Genomic DNA, 17,884 nt, shown 5'->3' with positions numbered 1-17,884 from the left:
GCCGTCGGCGTTGTTCCCGTCGTCAGCACCGGGCCGGACATGATTGGATGCCTGTAGTTGGAAACCAAAACCGATACCGATGACCAGAGGTGCCAGTGCCCGCCCCCAACCTGACCCGAGACCAAGCCAAACTGCGCGCGGACCTGCTCGACGTCGAGTCCTACGACATCGAGCTGGATCTGACCGACGGCCGCGGCGGTCCCGGTGAGAAGACCTTCACGTCGAAGACGACGATCAAGTTCGCGAGCGCCAGAAGCGGCGAAGCGTCGTGGGTCGACATCGTCGCCGAGGGGATCGAGTCGGCCGTCCTCAACGGGACGGACCTCGACGTCAGCGGGTACGTCGAGGACAAGGGTGTCGAGCTGCCCGGGCTCGCCGAGTCGAACGAGCTCGTCGTGGACGCGGTCTGCCGGTACATGAACACCGGCGAAGGCCTGCACCGGTTCGTCGACCCGGTCGACGACGGTGTCTACCTCTACACGCAGTTCGAGACCGCCGACGCCAAGCGCATGTTCGCCTGCTTCGACCAGCCCGACCTCAAGTCGGTCTACCGGCTCACCGTGCTCGCGCCGAAGGACTGGAAGGTCATTTCGAACGCGCTGGTCGAGTCGGCCGAGGAGACCCCTGAAGGGGCCGTCCGCACCGTCTTCAAGGTGTCCGAGCGGATCTCGACCTACCTGGTCGCGCTGATCGCGGGCCCGTACAGCGAGTGGCGCGACGAGTTCTCCGACGACCACCGCACGATCCCGCTGGGCATCTACTGCCGCGCCTCGCTCGCCGAGCACATGGACGCGGACAAGCTGTTCACCGAGACCAAGCAGGGTTTCGCCTTCTACCACGAGAAGTTCGCCACCCCGTACCCGTTCTCCAAGTACGACCAGCTGTTCGTGCCGGAGTTCAACGCGGGCGCGATGGAGAACGCCGGCGCGGTCACCTTCCTGGAGGACTACGTCTTCCGCAGCCGAGTCACCCGCTACGCCTACGAGCGCCGCGCCGAGACGCTGCTGCACGAGATGGCGCACATGTGGTTCGGCGACCTGGTCACCATGCGCTGGTGGGACGACCTGTGGCTGAACGAGTCGTTCGCGACCTTCGCGAGCGTGCTGGCCCAGGCCGAGGCGACCGAGTACAAGAACGCGTGGACCAGCTTCGCGAACATCGAGAAGTCGTGGGCGTACCGGCAGGACCAGCTGCCCTCCACGCACCCGATCGCCGCGGACATCGTCGACCTGCACGCGGTCGAGGTGAACTTCGACGGCATCACCTACGCCAAGGGCGCGAGCGTCCTGAAGCAGCTCGTCGCCTACGTCGGGCTTGAGTACTTCCTCGAAGGCCTGAAGGTCTACTTCGGCAAGCACGCTTGGGGCAACGCGACCCTGGCGGACCTGCTGGGCGCGCTGGAAGAGGCCTCGGGCCGCGACCTGTCGTGGTGGAGCGCGCAGTGGCTGGAGACCACCGGTCTCAACTCGCTGAGCCCGCGCTACGAAATCGGCGCCGACGGCGCGTACACCTCGTTCGCCGTCACCCAGACCGGCGCCAAGCCGGGTGCGGGTGAGCTGCGGACGCACCGCGTCGCGGTCGGCGTCTACGACGAGGACGAGAACGGCAAGATCGTCCGCAAGCACCGCGTCGAACTCGACGTCGACGGCGACCGCACCGAGGTGCCGGACCTGGTCGGGCTCCCGGCGGGCAAGCTCGTGCTGGTCAACGACGACGACCTGACCTACTGCACGATGCGGCTCGACCCGGCGTCGCTGACCACGCTGATCGACCGCATCGCCGACATCACCGACCCGCTGCCCCGCACGCTGTGCTGGTCGGCGGCGTGGGAGATGACGCGCGAGGCCGAGCTCAAGGCCCGCGACTTCGTCACGCTGGTCCAGCGCGGCGTGCACACCGAGACCGAGGTCGGCGTGGTGCAGCGGCTGCTGCTGCAGGCGCAGACGGCGCTGAACTCGTACGCGAAGCCGGCGTGGGCGGCGGACAAGGGCTGGCCGGAGTTCTCCGCGCGGCTGCTGGAGCTGGCGCAGGGCGCCGAGGCCGGTTCGGACCACCAGCTCGCGTTCGTGAACTCGCTCGCCGGTTGCGTGCTCGACGACAAGACACTGCGGATCATCGCGGGCTGGCTCGACGGCACGGCGCCCCTGGAGGGCTTGACCGTCGACACCGACCTGCGCTGGCGGCTGCTGCACGCGCTGGTCGCGCACGGCAAGGCGGAGAACCCCGAGATCGACGCGGAACTCGCCAAGGACGACACCGCCGCCGGGCGGCGTCAGGCGGAGCGCTCGCGGGCGCTGCGGCCGACCGACGAGGCGAAGGCCGACGCGTGGCAGCGGGCGGTGTACGACGACGAGCTGCCCAACGCGGTCAGCGACTCGCTCATCACCGGCTTCTCCCACCCGGGCCAGAAGCACCTGCTCGGCGGCTACGTGACGCGCTACTTCGAGGTCATCGACGAGGTGTGGCAGCGGCGTTCCAGCGAGCGGGCGCAGCCGACCGTGGTCGGGCTGTACCCGTCGTGGGCAGTCGAACCGGCGACAGTCACGGCGTCGGACGAGTGGCTGACCGGTGAGCACCCGGCGGCGCTGCGCCGTCTGGTGTCGGAAGGCCGGGCCGGGATCGTACGGGCACTGGCCGCCCGGGAGTTCGACTCGCAGGCCGGGCTCTAGTCCCGTAACGCGCTATGAAAGGTCCTTTCCTTGCGAAATTTGCAAGGAAAGGACCTTTCATAGCGTCCGGGAGCGGTCTGTGCCCACAAGTGCAATGAAGGGGCCTTTCATCGCAAATTTCGCAAGGAAAGGCCCCTTCATTGCACTTGAAAGCGGCTGAAGAGCGTCAGTGCTGCGGAGCGCCCGCCTGGTCGCTCAGCATGCGGAGAGCGTTCACGACGCCGCCGACCAGGTCGCCTTCCTTGAAGGAGGCCACCATGCTGGCCACGGCGAGCTTCGCGCCACGGTCGGGCAGGCGGTGCCGGGCCTGCGAGCCCGTCACGATCTCGATGGCGCGCTGCCCGGGCGACACGGCGACGACCACGGAGTCCGCCGGGTTGTCGGTCGAGGCCAGCAGGCCCTCGGCGGCGACGCGGGTGTCCTCGCCGAGGTCGCCGAGGTACACGCTGAAGTCCAGGCCGGTCTCACGGCTGGCCAGGGTCAGCGCCTCGTCCAGCCGCGCGAGCTGCTGGGTCGTGAATGGGCTGATCGGCCCAGCGGGTTCGTACATCTTGGCGGCGGAAATCCGGCCGCTGGAGGTAACGGCGGCGCCGTAACCGGGCTCTTCGTCAACAGCGGTGGACGAATGGGTCAGTTCACCAGTTGCCACGAGCGCCTCCCGTCACCGAAGCTCCGTTCGCCTCGCCGACGGCTGTCGCGCCGCCCGCGTGCGAATGCCTGGCGCCGACTCCGTCGGGGTTGGCGCTCCACCACATGGCCGGGTACTCCCACGGCTGCCCCGGCCGGTACCGGGCGACGCCCGCGCCTTTCGACCGCAGCGTGGCCACTCCGCAAAGCGCGTAGATGGCCAAGGGGATCACCGCGAAGACCAGGATCGTCTCGACAAGGTTCACGCGCGTGAGCGTATCCGATGGCACTCGGCCCCACCCGCTCGCACGGCCGTTCCACCGACACAGACCTGCGCCGCGACACCGACCGCTCACCGTCCGGGGGCCGCCGTCCGCCGCTTGCCGCGAAAGCGCTCCCACGTTGGGGCGAAGCCCTGAAGGCCGAAAGGTTGCAACTCAACGTACGGGCGGCCGCACCCGGCGCTGTCATCTTGTCGGAGCCTTGAAATCCTCGTAGCTTTTTCACCTGTACGGGCCTTGCGCCCAGCTCCCCCACCCCAGCAGGTAACGCACCGGTCGCAGGAGGATATGTCATGCAGAGCACCCAGACACCCGGCCAGGCGATCATCGACGACGTTTCGTCACTCTTCGAAATTGGTTTTGTCCCCGGCACGCGTGTGACGGCGGGCACACGGGTTACTCGCGGTACCCGTGTCACTCGCGGTACGCGCGTCACCGCCGGGACCCGGGTCACTCGCGGCACCCGAGTGACCCGTGGCACCCGCGTCACCGCCGGAACCCGCGTCACCCGTGGCACGCGCGTCACTCGCGGCACCCGCGTGACCGCCGGCACTCGCGTCACCTGCGGCACCCGGGTCACTCGCGGCACGCGCGTCACCCGTGGCACTCGCGTCACCTGCCAGAGCGACTTCTCCCTCGCCGCCTGAGCTTCGAGCACGACCTGCCGGCAGGGGATTCACCGCGGTAGAGCTTCACCACGGCATCATCGGCCCGCCCCGGCCGCCGAAAGGCAGCCGGGGCGCCGACGTGTTCATAGCCCGGTCAGGCCGCGGTCCCCAGGTACGGCCGCCACAACGGGTCGGCCTCCTTGGAATGAGCGAGCAGCCGCCAGTGCGGCCCGTGCGGGGCCCTCGGCACGACGCGCAGGCGCCAGCCGATCTCGGAAAGCAGCTTGTCCGCCTTCCGATGGTTGCACTTGGCGCAGCAGGCGACGCAGTTCGTCCAGCTGTGGGGACCGTTACGACTGCGCGGGACGACGTGGTCGATCGTCTCGGCCCGCCCCCCGCAGTAGGCGCAGCGGTACCTGTCGCGATGCATCAGCCCGGCCCGGGTCAGCGGCACCTGCGCGCGGTAGGGCACGCGCACGTAGGTGCTCAGCCGGATCACCGAAGGCACGGGCAGCGAGACCGTGGCGGCGTGCAGTTCGAGCCCTGCCGGGTCTCCGTGCACCACCTCGGCCTTGCCGCACATCACGAGGACCACCGCGCGCCGCAACGGCAGCGCCGTGAGCGGCTCGAACGTGGCGTTCAACAGCAATACCCGTCTGCGGCCCCATGACGACGCTGTAGTCGTGGTGGGTACCGCCGTTGTCGACGGATCCCGCCCTCTACGCTGTCCGGGCGGGCGGGCAACACCCCCTGGCCGCGTTCCCGGCCCGCCCGGTGGAGCCCCGTGCGAGGGGGCACCTCCCGGATGGGCGCGCAACACGACCTCCGGCGCCTGTCCGGCCAAGGCTTGGCTCGGGACGCCGAGGGGGATGGGTTGTCGGTCTGGCACTCGACCACCTCCACCGGTGCAGGCATAGTCGACCACAGATCAGCCCCAAAGTGCACGTGTGTTACTGGACGTGTCATAAGCGCGCGACCCGGCGGCCACATGGAGTTGGCTGTTTCGCATCCGCCGGGGCGCCTGCCGCGCCGAGCAGCGGATGCGATCCCCGCCGAGTACGAAAGGACATTTCTTCTCCGTGAACCTGCTGCCCACCGAACCCCCGGCATGCACGAAGGACGCCAGCACCCTGTGCGGCCAGGTGTTCCAGGTCACAAACAACGAATGGCTCTCCGCGTCGGCAGGTTGGCTGCTGACGAAGCCGATCAAGATCCTGATGATCGTCGCCGTGGCGTTCCTGCTGCGGTACGTGATCCGGCGCCTGATCAACCGCGTGACCCGGATGCCCAGCGGCTCCTCGAAACTGCCCGCCCTCTTGAGACCGCTGCGGGAGAAGGCTCCCGAAGTGCTCGGGTCGGCGGTGATGGAACGACGCCGTCAGCGCGCCGCCACGATCGGCTCCGTGCTCAAGTCGATGGCGACACTGTTCGTCTACGGCCTGGCGTTCATCCTCGTGCTGGGCGAACTGGGCATCGACCTGGCGCCGATCATCGCTTCGGCGGGCATCGTCGGGGTGGCGCTCGGTTTCGGCGCGCAAAACCTCGTCAAGGACTTCCTGTCCGGCATCTTCATGATGATCGAGGACCAGTACGGCGTCGGTGACGTCGTCGACGTCGGTGAGGCGTCCGGCACCGTCGAGGCCGTCGGCCTCCGGATCACCACCCTGCGTGACATCAACGGCACCGTCTGGTACGTCCGCAACGGCGAGGTGCTGCGGGTCGGCAACTCGAGCCAGGGCTTCGCGGTCGCCGTCGTCGACGTCCCGCTCAGCTACTCCGCCGACGTCGAGAAGGCCACCGAACTGATGGCCGAGAAGTCGAAGACCCTCCTCGAGAGCGAAGGGCTGGCACCGAACGTGCTGGAGCCGCCCGAGATGCTCGGTGTGGAGACCGTCACCCCCGAGGGCATCAAACTCCGCCTGACGGTGAAGGTCCGCCCCGGCAAGCAGTGGGCCGTGCAGCGCGCGCTGCGGGCACATCTGCTCGCCGTGCTGGACGAAGCCGGCTTCGAACCACCACTCGGGCGCTTTATGTCGTCCGGCCCCGCCGGACAGTAGGACAAGGGCAGAATGGAGCTGTGTCCGTGACCGAACCTGACCCCACCACCTTGTACGAAGCGATCGGCGGTGAGCCGGTCTTCACCCGGATCGTCGCGCGGTTCTACGCCGAAGTGGCGGTCGACGAGGTGCTTCGCCCGCTGTACCCCGAAGAGGACCTCGGCCCGGCCGAGGAGCGCTTCCGGCTGTTCCTCATGCAGTACTGGGGCGGCCCGCACACCTACTCGGACCAGCGCGGCCACCCGCGCCTGCGGATGCGGCACGCGCCATTCAAGATCGGCCCGATCGAACGCGACGCCTGGCTGCGCTGCATCAAGATCGCTGTCGACGAGGAGAACATCGAGGAGCCCTACCGCGGGCAGCTGTGGGCGTACCTGGAGATGGCCGCCAACAGCATGATGAACAGTTTCGTGTGATGGAGCGCGACGGGGCTTGGTGGGACCAGGCGGTCTTCTACCAGGTCTACGTGCGCTCGTTCGCCGATTCCGATGGGGACGGCGTCGGTGACCTCGAAGGCATCCGCGGCAAGCTCGGGTACCTGGAGCTGCTCGGGGTCGACGCGCTGTGGCTGACGCCGTTCTACCGCTCGCCGATGGCCGACCACGGGTACGACATCGCCGACCCGCGCGACGTCGACCCGATGTTCGGCACCCTCGGCGACTTCGACGTGCTGCTGACCGAGGCGCACAAGCGCGGCATCAAGGTCACCATCGACGTCGTCCCCAACCACACCAGCAACACCCACCCCTGGTTCAAATCGGCGATGGCGGCGCCCCCGCGGAGCCCGGAGCGGGATCGCTACCTCTTCCGTGACGGGCTCGGCCCGCGCGGCGACCTGCCGCCGAACAACTGGGTCAGCGCGTTCGGCGGCCCGGCGTGGACCAGGGTCCCGGACGGACAGTGGTATCTGCATCTGTTCTCGCCGCAGCAGCCGGATCTGAACTGGACGAACCCCGAGGTCGCCGCCGATCTGGAGCGGACCCTGCGGTTCTGGCTGAACCACGGGGTGGACGGCTTTCGCATCGATGTCGCGCACGGCATGGCGAAACCCCCGGGCCTGCCGGACATGGACCCGCGCGTGAACGCGATGGGGCCGAGCGAGTTCTACGACCCGCGGTTCGACAACGACCGCGTCCACGAGATCCACCAGATGATCCGCAAGGTGCTCGACGAGTACCCCGGCACGATGGCCGTCGGCGAGATCTGGGTGACCGACGAAGAACGCCTCGCGCGCTACCTGCGGCCGGACGAACTGCACCTGGCGTTCAACTTCCGGCTCGTGCTCACGCATTTCGACGCGGACGCGCTGCGGACGGCCATCGAGCGATCCTTGGCGGTGCCGAAGTCGGCCGGGGCGGCCGCGACCTGGACGCTGGGCAACCACGACGTCTGGCGGCAGGTCAGCCGGTACGGCGGCGGTGAACGCGGCGTCCGGCGCGCGCGGGCGATGGCACTGGTCGAGCTCGCGCTGCCCGGCACGGTCTATCTTTACAACGGCGAAGAACTGGGTCTCGGCAACGTCGACCTCCCGCCCGACGCGCTCGCGGACCCGCGCGCCAAGACCTCCGGCGCCGAGTTCGGCCGGGACGCTTCGCGGGTACCGCTGCCGTGGGAGGGAGACCTGCCGCCGTTCGGCTTCTCGCGGAATCCGCGGACGTGGCTGCCGATGCCCGCCTCGTGGGCGCCGGTGACCGTGGAAGCCCAGCTGGAGGATCCGGCGTCGACGCTGTCGCTGTACCGGCGGGCGATCGAGATCCGTAAGTCCCACAAGGCTTTCGGCGGGGACGAGCTCGAGTGGTACGGCGCGCCGGCGGGCTGTTTCGCGTTCCGGCGGCGGGGCGGCGGGCTGGTCTGCGCGCTGAACACGTCGGCGAGCCCGATCGCGCTGCCGCCGGGTGAGGTGCTGCTGTCGAGCGTTCCCTTGGTGAACGGGAAACTGCCGCCGGACGCGGCCGCCTGGCTCGTCTGAGCCGGTCCCCCGCTCGCCCGGGCCTCCGCTGTCCTGGAGATCGGGGTATTCGGTGCTCGCGACCAGAGGAGCGTCACTGGCCCGGTAGGACGTGTCGGCGGTGCCGGACGTCACTCCCGCGCCGGTCGTGCTCCACACGCAGAGCCGGTGGGAACCCAGGTCCGGCGTGATGATGTTCGCGGTCGTGGCGACCGCCGAGGCCGCGATGGTGGTCTCCGGCCCGTCGTCGATCCGGTAGGTGCAGGAGACGACATCGGCGATGCCCGGGGTGAAGCGGAACTCGGCGGGCACTCCGACACCGGTTTCCCGAGACCCGGCGATCCGAGCTCTGTCGACTCGACGTGGAAGTGGTGGACGTGCCGAGGCGACCGGTTGCCCGCGCTGTCGACGCTCGCGACGAAGAGATCGTTCGGGCCGGAGGTCCGCGGGGTTCAGGAAACCGTCGCGGACCCGCCGTCGTGGTTCGCCGCCACGAAGGTGCCCGCCGGATCGGTCTTCCCGTAGTAGAACCCGACGACCGCGCTGTCTCCGTTGGCGTCGAAGGTGAACGAGCCCGGCAGCCCGGCGCCGGGGTGCCAGGCACCGTCGTCCGGGTACTCGGCCGAGGTCACGGTGGGCTCGGCGATCAGGGAAGTCGCGCTCGCCTGGGCCGGTGCGGCGCTGAACGCCGCCACCCCGACGGCCAGGAGCGCGGTGAATCTCTGACGAATCCTCAGGTGACCTTGTCGTCAGCTACAGGTAAGCACAAGTCCCGTCCGGAAACGGACGCCATGAAAGGTCCTTTCCTTGCGAATTTCGCAAGGAAAGGACCTTTCATGGCACTACTGGATCAGTTGAAGCCCGGGTGCAGCTTGTACTGCGTCTGGGCGTTGAACTGGTTCTGCCGGACGAGCTTCGCCGGGAAGGTCCGCCAGTCGTTGAGGTCCAGGACGTCCAGGCCCTTCACGATGTCGGACGAGAAGATGTGGCCGTTGTACCAGTACGCCGACCACGTCCCACCGCCGACGAGTTTCTCGTTCGACAGCGGGCCCCGCTCCCAGTACGCGATCTCCTTCGGCTTCTTCGAGTCGGTGAAGTCCCACACCGAGACGCCGCCCTGGTACCAGGACTGGACCATGATGTCCTTGCCCGGCACCGGGATCAGCGAACCGTTGTGCGCCACGCAGTTCTCGGTCTCGGACTGCAGACGCGGGATCTTGTAGTAGCTGCGGAACTCCAGCTTGCGGTTGTCGCCGCGGCCGGTGATCTCGTAGATGCCGTTGGCACCGCGGGTGGAGCCGAACTTCTCCAGGCAGGTCGCCATCCCGCCGCCGCCGAGTTCGTCGGTGAAGACGACCTTGGTGGCGTCGTTGTTGAAGGTGGCGCTGTGCCAGAACGCGAAGTTCACGTTGTCCTGGACCCGGTTGATGACCCGCGGCTTGAGCCGGTCGGAGATGTCGATCAGGACACCGTCACCCATGCAGGCTCCGGCCATCAGATCCTTCTCCGGCAGCGCCGTCAGGTCGTGGCAACCGGTGGTCGCGGACCGGCGGGTGCCGTCGGGGTTGTCGCCACCGGCGTTGCCGCCGTCCGCGAACAGCACCGGCGTCGCGACGAGGGACGCCTTCGCCGGGTCCTTCACCGGGACCTTGACGATGGAGATCTTGTCGTGCGGCGGCTGGCAGTCGGGCAGGTTGGCCGCGGGCGCGTACGACGAGACGTAGATGTAGACGTCCTGGCCGCGCTTGTCCGGCACCAGCGTGTTGGTGTGCGAACCGCAGTCGGTCTCGACCGCCGCGACGTACTTCGGCGCCGCGAGGTTCGAGATGTCGAAGATCTTGATGCCTTCCCAGGCCGACTTCTCCGACGCGGGCTTCGCGACGCTGTTGCACGAGTTGTCGCTGCGCGAGGAGTCGGTCGAGAGGAAGAGCAGGTCACCGGAGATCGACACGTCGTTCTGCCCGCCGGGGCAGAGGACCTGGCTGACGATCTTCGGGCGGTACGGGTTGCGGACGTCGAAGACGTTGAAGCCGTCGTACGTGCCGATGATCGCGTGCCCCTTGGTGAACGCGATGTCGGTCCCGGTCGAGTCCTTGGTGAACGGTCCCTGCTGCGGGACGTTCGCGATCGACCGGAGATTGGGGCTGTGGACGATCTCGTCCACACCCGGGATCGTGGTCGCCGACGGCTCCGCGATGACGGCGGGCGCGGCGAACGCGCTGGAGGCTCCGAGGGCGGCGACCGCGGCCGCCGCTACGAAGACCCTGGTCAAGCGGCGTTTCAGCCCAGGCTGCAGCACGATATGGCTCTCCTTCCACCCAGCTTTACGCGAACCTTATTACTTATTTAGGCTCAGCAGGTACCAACCAACGGAGGTTCTCCCGGGATGAGAAAATGTTTGACATCGGCGCTGGTCGTGGCCGCTTTCGCCGTCTCGGGCTGCACCGGCGACGCGGAGCCCGCCGCCCCCGCCCAGAGCGCGCCGGTGATCGTTCCCGGCAAGCCCGGTGAGCAGGCGAGCACCGGGTCCCCCGGCCCGGTGAACCGCGATCAGGCAGGCGAGGCCGACGTCGACTACATGACGATGATGATCCCCCATCACCAGCAGGCGAAGGTGATGACCGATCTGGTGCCGGGCAAGACGGCGAACGAGCAGATCCGGGCGATCGCCGGCCGGATCTCGGTGGCGCAGGACGGCGAGGTCACGATGATGAAGACGTGGCTGGCCGATCGCGGCAAGCCGGTGCCGGGCGAGGGACACGCGGGTCACGGCGCCGGGCACGATCACGCGCTCATGCCGGGCATGGCGACCGAGGCCCAGCTGGCGGATCTGCGCGCGGCGAGCGGTGTGGCGTTCGAAAAGATGTTCCTCGACCTGATGATCGCGCATCACACGGGCGCGCTGACCATGGCCGAGACCCAGCTCGGCAAGGGCGTCGAGATCAAGGCGCAGGAGATGGCTCAGGAGGTCATCACCGGCCAGACCGCCGAGATCGAGCGCATGAAGACGATGCGCGGGAAGCTCTAGGCGTCGCCGGAGGAGCCCATGTCGCCGAAGCCGGAGTCACCTGAGTCGTCGGCGGTGCCCGAGACGATCCAGGTCGCCAACGCGGCGGCCTGGACGTACGGCGCCGCTGCCGCGGCAGCCCGTCCTGCGGCCTTGGCGCGACCCCATTTCTCCGGGCGTTCGGCGCGTTCCGGCGCCTCCTCACCCGGCGGGCGCTCGGTGCGCCACGGGGTCTCCTCCGGCCTGACCTCGGCGAGGAAGTCCGCGGTCGGGTCCTCACCGCCCTTGTCGTTCATGGAGACAGCCTGACACCGCGGGCGGCCGGAAGCCACCCGCGGCGCGAGGCGGTAAGAAACCCGTCAGAACAGCAGTGGCAGGAGCGCGTGACGGCGTTTGATGACGGCGCCGTACCTCGCGTCGATGCGCATCCACGAGTCCGTCGCGGTGACCCGGACGATGTCGTCGGCGATCGACGAGTCGAGGAAACCCATCCCCGACAACGCGAACAGGCACCGCATCTGGACCTTGATCTCCAGCTCGTTGCCGGAAACGGTGAGCACCGCCTGGTCCATCAGTGACGCGGGCGGGTTGCCGTGCGGGCCGGCGTTGTCGCGAGCGAGGGTGACCCCGCGATCGGCCAGCTCCGAGAGCACCGTCGCCGGCAGTTCGTCCACCAGCTGCCAGCGGCCGGGCGCGGGCAGCTCGGAATGCCACATCAGGTCACGGGCCGGGCCCGGATCCATCCGCTCGCCGCCGGCGACGGTCAGCGCGGCGAGCAGCTCGTTCCCGGACACGGTGATGTCCGACGGCGTGATGTCGCCGGCGACCGCCCTGGTGGCGAGGACCTCGAACGGGGTCGTGCTCCACGCCTCGACGACGCCGTCGCCGCGCTGCCGCAACCGCACCAGCGTGTTCTGGTCGAGCCGGACCGCCCTGGCCACGAACGCGCCGAGCGTTTCGCGGTCGCCCGCGTCCGGGATGACGAGCTCAGGCATCCGCGAACCCCTTCTCCAGGAAGGCGCGTTCGTCCTCGGTCAGCCGCCGGGGCCGCTCCGAGCCGGTGTCGAACGGCGCGAGCACCGTCTCGGCGGTGACCGCGACCTTGTCGGCCTCGGCGGGCCCGTTGTGCACCTTGTAGCCGAGGGTGAAGCTGGCGTGCTTCAAGTCCTTCAACGAGATCTCCACCCGGATGTCCTGATCGGACACCACGATCGGCGAACGGTAATGGACGGCCAGCTTCACCACCACGATGCCCTTGGGCAGTTCGGTGAGCCCGGCCCGGACGGCGTCCCCGAACAGCAGGGGGATCCGTGCCTCTTCGAGCAAGGTCACCAGGTTCGCGTGGTTGACGTGCCCGTAGACGTCCATATCCGACCAGCGCGGCCGGATCAGGGAAATGTAGCTCACTACCTCACCGTGCTCCGGATCTGCCTCGCCGCCACCGACAGCGTCGCCAGGTCGAGTTTGCCGAACTGGCTGATCTCGTCCAGTGCGACGCGGGCCCGCTGCAGCCTGGAGGCGTTCGTCTTCTCCCAGTGCGCGATCTTCTCGTCCGGGTCGGTGCCCGAATCGCTGTGCCGCAACGCGTCCAGCGTGATCGTCCGCAGCGAACCGTAGACGTCGTCCCGCAGCGCCAGCCGCGCGAGCGCGTGCCAGCGGTTGCCGCGTTCGAGACCGCTGATCGACGTCAGCATCTTGTCGATGCCGAGGTGGTCCGACAGCGCGTAGTACAGGCCCGCGGTCTCCGGCGGGGTGTGCACCGCGTCGATCCCCGCCTGCTGCTCGGCCAGCTCCGCGACGTCGGTGACGTCGAGCAGGCCGAAGGTGTGCAGCAGGAGCGCGATGCGCTCCGCCAGTTCCGTCGGCACGCCCTTCCCGATCAGCCGCTCGGTGTTCGCGTCCACCGAAGCGCACTCGACACCGCGAAGCAGCTCGTGCGCCCGCGGCGCCAGCTCCCCGACGACGTGGCCGAACCGGTTGATCTCGGCGAGCGGCGCGAGGGGCTGCGGCCGGTTGGTGAGGAACCAGCGGGCGGCCCGGTCGAGCAGCCTGCGGGTCTCCAGCATCATCTCGTCCGCGACCTCGGTCGGCACGACGTTGTCCAGCGCGTCGATCTGGGCCCACAGCGACGGCAGGTCGTACACGTGGGTGACCACGGCGTACGCGCGGACGGCGTCGGTCGCGGTCGCGTTCATCTCCTCCATCAGGCGGAAGACGTAGGAGATCCCGGCGCCGTCGACGACCTCGTTGGCCACCATCGTCGTGATGATCTCGCGCTTCAGCGGGTGCTGGAAGATCGCGTCGCCGAAGCGTTCCCGAAGCGGCTTCGGGAAGTACTCGGGCAGACGGCGCGAGAACACCTCCGAGTCCGGCAGTTCGCTGGCCAGCAGCTCGTCCTTGAGGTCGAGCTTGACGTGCGCGAGCAGTGTCGCCAGCTCCGGCGACGTCAGGCCTTCGCCCGCCTTCTCCAGCGCCCGGAACTCCGCCGAACTCGGCAGTGCTTCGAGCTTGCGGTCGAAGGCGCCCCTCGCGACCAGCGCCGCGACGAGCCGCTGGTGCACCGAGACCATCGGCCCGGCGTGCGCCCGGCTGACGCCGAGCACGGCGTTCTGCCGGTAGTTGTCGGCCAGCACCAGCTCGCCGACCTCGTCGGTCATCTGCCCCAGCAGCTCGTTGCGCTGCTCGGCGCCCAGCGATCCGGTCGAGACCAGGTGGTCCAGCAGGATCTTGATGTTGACCTCGTGGTCGGAGCAGTCGACACCGGCGGAGTTGTCGAGGGCGTCGGTGTTGATCTTGCCGCCCGCGCGGGCGAACTCGATCCGGCCGAGCTGGGTCAGCCCCAGGTTCCCGCCCTCGCCGACGACCTTGACGCGGAGCTGGTTGCCGTTGACGCGCAAGGCGTCGTTGGCCTTGTCGCCCGCGTCCGCGTGGCTCTCGTTCTCGGCCTTGACGTAGGTGCCGATGCCGCCGTTCCACAGCAGCTCGACCGGGGACAGCAGGACCGCCTGCATGAGGTCGTTCGGCGCCAGCGCGGTGACGTCCTCGGCGAGCCCGAGCGCCTCGCGCACCTGCGGGCTGACCGGGATCGTCTTCGCCGACCGGGAGTAGATCCCGCCGCCCTCGCTGATCAGCGAGCGGTCGTAGTCCTCCCACGACGAACGCGGCAGGTCGAACAGCCGCCGCCGCTCGGCGAACGAGGTCGCCGAATCCGGGGCCGGGTCGAGGAAGATGTGCATGTGATTGAAGGCGGCCACCAGGCGGATGTGCTCCGAGAGCAGCATGCCGTTGCCGAAGACGTCGCCCATCATGTCGCCGATGCCGACGACGGTGAAGTCCTCGGTCTGGGTGTCCTTGCCCAGCTCGCGGAAGTTGCGCTTGACGCTCTCCCAAGCACCCTTCGCGGTGATGCCCATGGCCTTGTGGTCGTAGCCGACCGAGCCACCCGAGGCGAAGGCGTCGCCGAGCCAGAACCGGTAGTTCGCCGAGACCTCGTTCGCGATGTCGGAGAACTTCGCGGTGCCCTTGTCGGCCGCGACCACGAGGTAGCTGTCGTCGCCGTCGTGGCGGACCACGCGCGGCGCCGGGACCGTCTTGCCCTCGACGCGGTTGTCGGTCACGTCCAGCAGACCGGAGATGAACATCCGGTAGCAGGCGATGCCCTCGTTCAGCTGGGCGTCGCGGTCCAGGCTCGGGTCACCGGTGGCCGTCGGCGGGCGCTTCACGACGAAGCCGCCCTTCGCGCCGACAGGCACGATGACCGCGTTCTTGACCGCCTGCGCCTTGACCAGACCGAGGATCTCCGTGCGGAAGTCCTCCCGGCGGTCGGACCAGCGCAGGCCACCGCGCGCGACGTCGCCGAAGCGCAGGTGCACACCCTCGATCCGGGGCGAGTACACGAAGATCTCGTACTTCGGCCGCGGCTCGGGCAGTTCGGGCACCGCGCTCGGGTCGAGTTTGAGCGCCAGGTACTGCCGGGAGTTCCCGTCCTCGTCGGTGACGTGGTAGTTCGTGCGCAGCGTGGCGAGGATGACCGCCATCAGGCGTCGCAGGATCCGGTCCTCGTCGAGGCTGGTCACCTCGTCGACCAGTTTGCCGATCTCGGCGGTGAGCTGGTCGGCCTGCGACGCGCGGACCTCGTCGCCGAGCGCGAGGTCGAAGCGGGTCTCGAACAGCCGCACCAGCGCGGTGGCGATGTCGGTGTGCGCGAGGACGGTGTTCTCGATGTATTCCTGGGAGAACGGGATCTTCGTCTGGCGCAGGTATCGCGAGTAGGCCCGCAGGATGGCCGCCTGGCGCCAGGTGAGCCCGGCGCGCAGGACGAGTCCGTTGAAGCCGTCGACCTCGCAGTCGCCGCGCCAGGCGGCGTGGAAGGCGTCCTGGAAGCGGGTGCGGAGGTCGTGGTCCGCGTGGTCGAGGACCTGCGGGTCGATCAGCAGGCCGAAGTCGTAGATCCAGGACCGGCCGCCGTCCTCGCGGCGCAGTTCGTACGGGCGTTCGTCGACGACCTCGACGCCCATCCGCTGCAGGACCGGGAGCACCTGGGAGAGGGTGACGCCCTCACCGCGCAGGTACAGCTTGAACCGCCGCTCCCCCGCCTCGGCGTCGGCCGGGAGGTAGAACGACAGCGACAGGTCACCCTCGTCGGTCAGCGACTCCAGGGCACGGAGGTCCGCGAGCGCTTCGAGCGCGGTGAAGTCCTCCTTGTAGCCCTCGGGGAACACCGCGGCGAACCGCTGTCCCTGTTCGCCCGCGGACTCCTCGCCCAGCAGGCCGATCGCGACACCGCTGTCCCCGGCGCGCTCGCGGCGCTCGGCGAGGATCGCCTCGACCATCCTGTCGTCCCAGCTGCGAACGGCTTCGTTGAGCCGTTCCTGGATGCGCAAGGTGTCCGGTTCGGACCGCTGCGAAGGATCGGTGTGCACGATGAAGTGCACCTGCGCGAGCACGGTTTCCCCGATGCGCGCGCTGTACTCCAGTTGTGCGCCTTCGAGTTCTTCGAGCAGGACCTCCTGCATCGCGAGCCGCGAACGGGTCGTGTAGCGGTCGCGCGGGAGGTACACGAGGCAGGAGTAGAAACGGCCGTACGGGTCACGGCGCAGGAACAACCGCAGCCGTCTGCGATCCGAAAGCGTGATCGCGCCTGTCGTCGTCGAGTACAGCGAGTCCGTGTCGGCCGAGAACAGGTCCGCGCGCGGCCAGTTCTGCAGCACTTCGAGCATCCGCTGACCGGAGAAGGACTCCATCGGGAAGCCCGCGCGGTGGATGACCTCGCGGACCCGATTGCAGACCACCGGGATGTCCAGCACGTTCTCGTGCAGGGCGGTGGTGGTGAACATGCCGAGGAAGCGGTGTTCGCCGGTGACTTTCCCGTTGTCGTCGAACGTTTTCACGCCGACGTAGTACGGGTAGACCGTGCGGTGCACGGTGGACGGCGCGCTCGCCTGGGTCAGCACCAGCAGCGTCGGCGCGAGCGCGGACGCCGCCGTGTCGGGACCGGCGGTGAGGCTGCGCGCGGCCAGGCTGTCCTGGCGCAGCACGCCCAGCCCGGTGGCGAGCACCGCGCGCAGGGCGGGCTCGTCGCTGTCCGGGTGCGGGTTGTCGATCAGCTCATAGCGGCGGTAGCCGAGGAAGGTGAAGTGACCGTCGGCGAGCCAGCGCAGCAGCCGGGCACCTTCGGCGATCTCGCTCGCGGACAGCCGCGGCGGTGCCTCGTCCAGCTCGTCGGCGAGACGGCGCGCCGTCTCCGCCATCTTGTCGGTGTCCTCGACGACCTCGCGCACGTCGCCCAGCACCGACGAGAGCCGGTTGTCCAGCTCCCGGGCACGGTTCGGATCCGTCACCAGGTCGATCTCGATGTACATCCACGACTCGGCCGCCGAGTTCGCCGGCGGATCGGCCGGGTCGGCGTCCGGGTGGACCTCCAGCAGCTCACCGGTCAGATCACGGCTCACCACGACGATCGGGTGCACGATGCGCTGCACCTGCACCCCGTCACGCGCGAACTCGGCCGCGACGGAATCCACCAGGTACGGCATGTCGTCCGTGACGACCTGCACGACGGTCGCCTCACGCGTCCAGCCGTCCGCGGGGCCCGTCGGGTTCAGCAACCGCACCGCGGGACGGCCGGGCATCCGGTCCTTCGCCAGCTGCAGATGCGAACGGACGGCGCCGACGAGGTCGACCGGGTCGTCACCGAGAATCTCTTCGGCCGGGATGTGCCGGTAGTACAGGCGGATCAGGTCGCCGATCTCCGGGGCGTACGCCGCGGCGGCGTCGATCAGGTCGTCCCGGATCTGCTCCGGGTTCACCGACCGGCGCCGGGCGCCTTCCTCGGTGCCGACATCTTTTCCGGGCAGGGACGAGACTCCCGTCGAGCTCATTTGAGGCAACTCTCCACTGTAGCGAGATTGACACCGCGACCGGCACGACTCTGTACCGGCCCAGACCCAACCTACAGCTCCAGGCCGTCGGCTCGACAAGGCCTGGTCATTCCCGGCCATCGAAGATTTCCCTGCTCAGATAGCGGAATCGCCGTGATCGGTTCAGCTACTCGCCGGTCACATCGGCGGTCTGTCCGGGCCTTCCCGCATCCCGCCGCACCGGGGGTGACCAGCACCCATTGCCACGCGACGGCGCAGCCGACAGGCTCACCCGGCCGACTGAATCGTTCAAGTCGATTTTCGCTCC

Annotated in this window: 15 protein-coding genes; 6 read left to right on the top strand and 9 right to left on the bottom strand. The window is 68.7% G+C overall.

Translation table 11 applies throughout. From position 1 onward, the window contains the following. Nucleotides 1-95: 95 nt before the first annotated feature. Nucleotides 96-2,669 carry an aminopeptidase N gene (pepN, locus tag ACFOSH_RS00320; RefSeq protein WP_378236524.1) on the top strand — a complete coding sequence of 858 codons (2,574 nt, stop codon included), beginning with the start codon at nucleotides 96-98 and terminating at the stop codon, nucleotides 2,667-2,669. A gap of 166 nt (nucleotides 2,670-2,835) precedes the next feature. Here the strand turns inward: pepN and ACFOSH_RS00315 are convergent, their stop codons facing one another. The 3 genes from ACFOSH_RS00315 to ACFOSH_RS00305 all read right to left on the bottom strand — a co-directional run bounded on the left by ACFOSH_RS00315 (nucleotide 2,836) and on the right by ACFOSH_RS00305 (nucleotide 4,834). After that, nucleotides 2,836-3,318, bottom strand: a complete 483-nt coding sequence (locus tag ACFOSH_RS00315; protein WP_378236523.1) for a DUF5130 family protein — start codon at nucleotides 3,316-3,318, stop codon at nucleotides 2,836-2,838. Further along, nucleotides 3,305-3,562: an aa3-type cytochrome oxidase subunit CtaJ gene (gene ctaJ, locus ACFOSH_RS00310; RefSeq protein ID WP_378236522.1), complete on the bottom strand. Its 258-nt coding sequence runs from the start codon at nucleotides 3,560-3,562 to the stop codon at nucleotides 3,305-3,307. The genes ACFOSH_RS00315 and ctaJ overlap by 14 nt, the downstream gene beginning before the upstream one ends. Before the next feature lie 777 nt (nucleotides 3,563-4,339). Further along, nucleotides 4,340-4,834 (bottom strand): HNH endonuclease, encoded by a 495-nt coding sequence (locus ACFOSH_RS00305; protein ID WP_378236521.1) that lies wholly within the window; start codon nucleotides 4,832-4,834, stop codon nucleotides 4,340-4,342. A gap of 430 nt (nucleotides 4,835-5,264) precedes the next feature. On the opposite strand from ACFOSH_RS00305, the gene ACFOSH_RS00300 reads away from it, so the two are divergent. From ACFOSH_RS00300 to ACFOSH_RS00285, 4 genes are all read left to right on the top strand, one after another. Next, entirely contained in the window at nucleotides 5,265-6,242 is a 978-nt protein-coding gene (locus tag ACFOSH_RS00300) for a mechanosensitive ion channel family protein (protein WP_378236520.1), read from the top strand. A 20-nt stretch (nucleotides 6,243-6,262) separates the two neighbouring features. Beyond that, nucleotides 6,263-6,658, top strand: coding sequence for a globin (locus ACFOSH_RS00295; RefSeq protein ID WP_038517366.1), 396 nt, complete (start codon nucleotides 6,263-6,265; stop codon nucleotides 6,656-6,658). Continuing rightward, entirely contained in the window at nucleotides 6,658-8,211 is a 1,554-nt protein-coding gene (locus ACFOSH_RS00290) for a glycoside hydrolase family 13 protein (RefSeq protein WP_378236519.1), read from the top strand. Before ACFOSH_RS00295 ends, ACFOSH_RS00290 begins: the two co-directional genes overlap by 1 nt. A gap of 100 nt (nucleotides 8,212-8,311) precedes the next feature. Continuing rightward, a complete protein-coding gene (locus ACFOSH_RS00285; protein WP_378236518.1) occupies nucleotides 8,312-8,449 on the top strand; it encodes a hypothetical protein in 138 nt (45 codons plus the stop codon). Between the two features lie 193 nt (nucleotides 8,450-8,642). Here the strand turns inward: ACFOSH_RS00285 and ACFOSH_RS00280 are convergent, their stop codons facing one another. Then, nucleotides 8,643-8,885, bottom strand: a complete 243-nt coding sequence (locus ACFOSH_RS00280; RefSeq protein WP_378236517.1) for a hypothetical protein — start codon at nucleotides 8,883-8,885, stop codon at nucleotides 8,643-8,645. 155 nt (nucleotides 8,886-9,040) lie between these two features. After that, entirely contained in the window at nucleotides 9,041-10,489 is a 1,449-nt protein-coding gene (locus tag ACFOSH_RS00275) for an LVIVD repeat-containing protein (RefSeq protein ID WP_378236516.1), read from the bottom strand. Between the two features lie 87 nt (nucleotides 10,490-10,576). Between ACFOSH_RS00275 and ACFOSH_RS00270 the strand changes: the two genes are divergently transcribed. After that, nucleotides 10,577-11,218: a DUF305 domain-containing protein gene (locus tag ACFOSH_RS00270; RefSeq protein ID WP_378236515.1), complete on the top strand. Its 642-nt coding sequence runs from the start codon at nucleotides 10,577-10,579 to the stop codon at nucleotides 11,216-11,218. On the opposite strand, the gene ACFOSH_RS00265 is transcribed toward ACFOSH_RS00270, so the two are convergent. The 4 genes from ACFOSH_RS00265 to ACFOSH_RS00250 form a co-directional block, all read right to left on the bottom strand. After that, nucleotides 11,215-11,493, bottom strand: a complete 279-nt coding sequence (locus ACFOSH_RS00265; protein WP_378236514.1) for a hypothetical protein — start codon at nucleotides 11,491-11,493, stop codon at nucleotides 11,215-11,217. The two genes, ACFOSH_RS00270 and ACFOSH_RS00265, sit on opposite strands and share 4 nt — an antisense overlap. A 63-nt stretch (nucleotides 11,494-11,556) precedes the next feature. Beyond that, complete coding sequence (locus ACFOSH_RS00260; RefSeq protein WP_378236513.1) at nucleotides 11,557-12,192, bottom strand: hypothetical protein; 636 nt, start codon at nucleotides 12,190-12,192, stop codon at nucleotides 11,557-11,559. Then, complete coding sequence (locus ACFOSH_RS00255) at nucleotides 12,185-12,604, bottom strand: acyl-CoA thioesterase (RefSeq protein WP_378236512.1); 420 nt, start codon at nucleotides 12,602-12,604, stop codon at nucleotides 12,185-12,187. Before ACFOSH_RS00255 ends, ACFOSH_RS00260 begins: the two co-directional genes overlap by 8 nt. Beyond that, a complete protein-coding gene (locus ACFOSH_RS00250; RefSeq protein WP_378236511.1) occupies nucleotides 12,604-17,577 on the bottom strand; it encodes an NAD-glutamate dehydrogenase in 4,974 nt (1,657 codons plus the stop codon). The genes ACFOSH_RS00255 and ACFOSH_RS00250 overlap by 1 nt, the downstream gene beginning before the upstream one ends. Nucleotides 17,578-17,884: the final 307 nt, after the last annotated feature.

The sequence above is a fragment of the Amycolatopsis speibonae genome (genome assembly GCF_042647925.1).
Taxonomy (GTDB): domain Bacteria; phylum Actinomycetota; class Actinomycetes; order Mycobacteriales; family Pseudonocardiaceae; genus Amycolatopsis; species Amycolatopsis speibonae.
Note: the sequence above shows the minus strand (reverse complement) of the source record. Positions and strands in the feature narration are given on the sequence as shown.